Source organism: Streptomyces sp. A0958 (assembly GCF_004795035.1).
GTDB lineage: Bacteria > Actinomycetota > Actinomycetes > Streptomycetales > Streptomycetaceae > Streptomyces.
This window is the reverse complement of record NZ_SSBK01000081.1, coordinates 1-2,650: the sequence shown is the minus strand read 5'-3', so window position 1 is coordinate 2,650 and position 2,650 is coordinate 1. Positions and strand designations below refer to the sequence as shown.

The 2,650-nt window shown below is 64.9% G+C and carries 2 protein-coding genes and 1 pseudogene; all 3 read right to left on the bottom strand.

Features of this window, described 5'->3' with window-relative positions; all coding sequences use genetic code 11:
- Positions 1-126: 126 nt before the first annotated feature.
- Positions 127-684, bottom strand: a complete 558-nt coding sequence (locus E6P78_RS32355; RefSeq protein WP_136207183.1) for a PIN domain-containing protein — start codon at positions 682-684, stop codon at positions 127-129.
- Between the two features lie 3 nt (positions 685-687).
- Positions 688-1,149: a helix-turn-helix domain-containing protein gene (locus E6P78_RS32350; protein ID WP_136207182.1), complete on the bottom strand. Its 462-nt coding sequence runs from the start codon at positions 1,147-1,149 to the stop codon at positions 688-690.
- Between the two features lie 786 nt (positions 1,150-1,935).
- A pseudogene (locus tag E6P78_RS32345) lies at positions 1,936-2,415 on the bottom strand (IS1380 family transposase); the annotation flags it as partial.
- Between the last annotated feature and the right edge of the window lie 235 nt (positions 2,416-2,650).

Sequence of the window (2,650 nt, the reverse complement as noted above, 5' to 3'; positions counted from 1 at the left end):
AACCGAAGAACGTGGAAAAGCTGGGCAAACCAGCAGATACCACCTGCCCACACTCAGCCACCCACACAGAACCAACTCAACAACCGGGCAGGAGAACATCCTCAAACCGCCTCGGCGGATCAAGGCTTAGGCGAGTGCCCTCAGGGCCGCCGCGGATGAAACGAGACGGTTCCTCTCGAGTCGCTCGATCACGTCGGCAACCGTGCCGGGCGGATTCTTCCAACTGTCGGCGATGCGCTGGATCTCTGCGTACACGACCTCCGGCGCCAGATCTATCTGCGCTTCGAGGAAGGCGTCCGGGTGGACGGCTTCAACGTCCCATGGTGCAAGGGCTTTCGCCGGGAAGTCTTTGAGGTTGAAGGTCACGATCACCTGGGCCTTGGCGCGGATCGCCGCGGCCAGGACGTGCCGGTCGTCCTTGTCGGGGAGTTCCAGTATGTCGATGAGCGGCTCGTGCCCCTTGACGAGGCAGTCCCGTACGGCTGCCTTCATCAGTCGCCGTGTCCTGTCGAGGGCTCCGGGGTCCAGATCCGGCCGGTCGGCCTTCAGGTTGCGAAACGTCTCGTCAAGGATTGTCTCGGTCCACTTCGCCTGCACAAGGCCGGCCTCCGCGACGCGGATGAGCACGTCGCGGAGGATATTCGGGTAGAGCACGTTCGCGTCGTAAACGGCGACGAAGGCCATCGACTACATCAATCCCATCTCCTGGCCGAGCTGGGTGAGCTCGTCTGCTGCTTCACGGCGACGCCGGTCGTCTGCCTGCTTGTACTCCATGAGCGACGACGCTGTGATTCTGCGGTGCGTTCCGACTAGACGGCACTCGATTTCGCCGGCTTCCAGGAGGCCGATGAGGAAGGGCCGAGACACGTTGAGGATGTCTGCCGCTTGCTGGGTGGTGAGCTCCGCGGTGCTGGGGACGATGGACACGCCTCGGCCTGCCCCCAGGTGGGCGAGGAGACCGGCGAGGAGCTCGACGGCTTCGCGGGGCAGAAGGAGGGGCTCAAGCTCGTTGTCGTCGAGTGGCTTGACGGCGATCTGTCCGAGGTCGGGGTGTTCGGTGAGGTAACCGCGGACACGAGTGAGGGCACGGTTCGCTGTGGCGGTCTTCTCGGGCGGAAGTTTCACGGGCCTGATGTCTGTCTTCGTCACGGTGCGCCCCTAAATTTCGTGGCGGGTGGGCGTCATTGCTTGAGGTGTTCCAGTATCCGCAATATTCGCAGCATACGCAATAGATAAAACAGGCTGATTCGAACGTAGGCAGCTGCCGCCGGACCCCGCCCTGCGAGCGGGCGCACGGCGGCTCACCTCCGCTCCTCCTGTCGATGGCTCGCTGGTCCCGGCCGGGATCGCTCTGGCTGCTTCGTTGCCCCTGCGGCTGCGGGACGCTCTGGGGTGCGGGCAGCTACTTCTGTCCAATTTTCGTCGTGCCCGGGCTCGTGACGTATGGCTGAGACGCAGGCCGATGGGTATGTCCGACTCCGCTCGATGCTTCCGCCTCGCGGTCTTCTGCCACGTAGGGCTACCACGCGCACCGTGATCAGTGGTGATGGTGGAGACTCACGAATCCTGTGGCAGCGCAGAATGGTTCGTGGCCTGAGAGATCGCAGATCAGCCTCGCGCAGGACCCGCAGCAGTCCGGGTGGCGGCTGGACAGGTGCTCGATTACGGCCTTGGCGGGGTCTGCCAAACGACGAGCGGCTCTGTCTCGCATTCGGTGGTGACAGCGAGTTATGGCGGCGAGGCAGGCTATTGGCCACGAAATCGCAAATCAATGCCTCATAGCCGCTCTCCTCCAGAAGACCGGCCGTCTTCTTGGCGTCTGGCAGTGAGAGTTCGCCGCGACGAGTCCGGGGCCCGGCATGGTGCCGTCCGCCTCAAAACTGGGTCAGAATTCAGCCGCCGCCGACAAAAACAGCGAGGTCGGGACGCCGACCACACCTTGGCGTCGATGTCCAGGACCAAGCCGGGCAGTTCCTGTCCGCCGGCTTTCGCCGCCGGTATGCCACAGCTGGTCTCGGATGCCTGGAGCCAGGCCACTTCCCGGGCCTGGGCTCGGGCCGAGCGCAGGCGGTCCAGTACGCGTTCGTCGACGCCGGCCAGCAGGCGCCAGGTAGTCGGTGTCGAGGCGACCGGTCCGAACACCTCCCCCTGGTCGCGCAAGGCCAGATCCGTGATGGTCTCGCCGCCGTCAGCGAGCATCACCGCGAGGTCGGTCGCGATCCGGCCCGGGTCGTGGCCGGTGCCGCGTGGCCGAAGCGGCCTCAACGCGGTGGAGTATGCGCTGGTCAGCCCGGTGACGTCGGCGAGACCAGCCAGTAGCCGAGCCCCGACGTGCCCGACGGCCCCCGCACCGTCGGTGGAGACATGAAGCCTGGGACGAGAACCGATACCCTGCACGCAGAAAATGCCTTCCACCTGGACCGACAGAACCCCTCGACAAGGTTCATCGTCCCAGCTCAGAAGGCACTTTCGCGTTACCGGCCAGCAACTGGCCTCACGCCAGGCGAAACGCCGAGGCTAGGACCAATACCAGTGACTTAGTGGTGCTGAGTGCGCGGTGCCTTGGCCGGTGGGCTGATCGGCGCAGTCTTGTAGTGCGGTGCAACGGTGACTGTGTCGGCGGGGTCTCGGGTGGGCTGGGGCCAGTGCC